General features: G+C 65.3%; 3 protein-coding genes. All 3 read left to right on the top strand.

All coding sequences use genetic code 11. The features are described from left to right. Positions 1-93: 93 nt before the first annotated feature. A complete protein-coding gene (locus EN925_RS34580; RefSeq protein ID WP_127384576.1) occupies positions 94-759 on the top strand; it encodes a hypothetical protein in 666 nt (221 codons plus the stop codon). Positions 760-916: 157 nt separating this feature from the next. Beyond that, positions 917-1,396: a transcriptional regulator NrdR gene (gene nrdR / locus EN925_RS34575; protein WP_013532250.1), complete on the top strand. Its 480-nt coding sequence runs from the start codon at positions 917-919 to the stop codon at positions 1,394-1,396. 2 nt (positions 1,397-1,398) lie between these two features. After that, positions 1,399-1,779, top strand: a 381-nt coding sequence (locus tag EN925_RS34570) for a bifunctional diaminohydroxyphosphoribosylaminopyrimidine deaminase/5-amino-6-(5-phosphoribosylamino)uracil reductase RibD (protein ID WP_206633101.1), incomplete at its 3' end; no start/stop codon positions are given.

Here is a 1,779-nt window from a genome sequence, read left to right as displayed (position 1 = left end):
ATCCCTATCTCGGCTGACGCGATAGGAAGTTTTGCCGCCTGCTGCAACGACGAGCGTCGTTTCAGCAGGCCGGGGCGACCGGCAGGAGCCTTGATGATGCGACCATTTCGTTTCGCCGACCTTGGCGCCGTTGGCGCCCTGGCTGCTTTGATCGCCGGGCCTTTCCCCGGCAACGCCTTGGCGCAAACCGCCCCTGCTCAAGCCGCGCCCGCGCAACCCGCTCCTGCGCAACCCGCACCTCAGCCCGAGCCCCCGGCGCCCGCCCAGACGGCACCCAAGCTCGAAACCTTTGGCAGATGGTCGACCCTGGTCGACGAGGTCGACACCGGTGAGGATCTGCGCAAGACCTGCGCGGCCTCGACCGCCTTTATCGGCGCTGGCGGCGAGAGCGGCGTTCTGACGCTCATCATCACGAACGGTGATGCACTGCCGCCGGATGCCTACCCGTCCGTAACGATCGCCGTCGACAACAAGGCCTTGCCGGCCGGCAAGTCGGTTGCCGCCACTTTCGGCGACGACAAGGGCCGCGTCACTGCCAAGCTCCATTCCGATGGCGCCGTCAACGGCCGGCTCAGCTGGACCGTCGACAACCAGTCCAAGACCAGCCTGGCGCTCCTGCGCGCCATGCGCCGGGCATCGGTGCTTGACGTCTCCTTCGGCGATGCGCCGGTTGGAAGCATATCCATGGACGGCTTCACCAAGGCCTATCGTAGTCTCGGCGCATCGTGCGGGTTTCCGACCGCCGACGTTGCTCCCTGAAGACATCGGTACGCTGTGCGGCTGCTGGCGAGGCTGGCAATCCTGCTTGCGCCTCGCTATCTCTGAAGGGCGAGGGAGCTGTTGGCGACACTTTGCCATCGCTGCAAAAACCTCTAAGCCTTTCGCTTCACCAGATTCGCCAACCAAAGGCTTCTCCATGCGCTGTCCCTATTGCCAGTCGGAAGATACGCAGGTGAAGGATTCGCGCCCCGCCGAGGATGGCGCGGCGATCCGCAGGCGGCGCGTCTGCCCCGATTGCGGCGGCCGTTTCACCACCTTCGAGCGCGTGCAGTTGCGCGACCTCGTCGTGGTCAAGAAATCGGGCCGCAAAGTGCCCTTCGACCGCGACAAGCTGTTGCGCTCGGTGGAGATCGCCGTGCGCAAGCGCAATGTCGATCCCGAGCGTATCGACCGCGCGGTGACAGGCATCGTGCGCCAGCTCGAAAGTTCCGGCGAGACAGAGGTTGCTTCGGGAGAAGTCGGCCGCCTGGTCATGGAAGCACTGAAGTCGCTCGACGATGTCGCCTATGTCCGTTTCGCCTCGGTCTACCGCAATTTTCGCGAGGCCAAGGATTTCCATGAATTGCTGGGCGAGCTCAAGGGCGACGAAGTCAAGGGTGAAGAGGAAGCCAGCTGAGCATGACTGCAAGCGAACAGGCCGCCCTTGATCGCCGCTTCATGGCGGCGGCACTCAGACTGTCGCGAAAAAATGCCGGGCGCACCGCGACCAACCCGTCTGTCGGTACGCTGATCGTACGCGATGACGGCAATGGTCCGATGATCGTCGGCACCGGCGTCACCGCTGTCGGCGGCCGTCCGCATGCCGAGACCGAGGCCCTGGCCGAGGCCGGCGACCTCGCGCGCGGCGCCACCGCCTACGTCACGCTGGAACCTTGCGCCCACCACGGCCGCACGCCACCTTGCGCCAATGCGCTGGTCAATGCGGGCGTTGCGCGGGTCGTCGGTGCCGCCAGCGATCCCGATTCGCGCGTGTCCGGCAAGGGTTATGCGATCCTGCAC

This window comes from Mesorhizobium sp. M7A.F.Ca.US.006.04.2.1, from assembly GCF_004022915.1.
GTDB classification, from domain to species: Bacteria; Pseudomonadota; Alphaproteobacteria; order Rhizobiales; family Rhizobiaceae; genus Mesorhizobium; species Mesorhizobium ciceri.
Note: the sequence above shows the minus strand (reverse complement) of the source record. Positions and strands in the feature narration are given on the sequence as shown.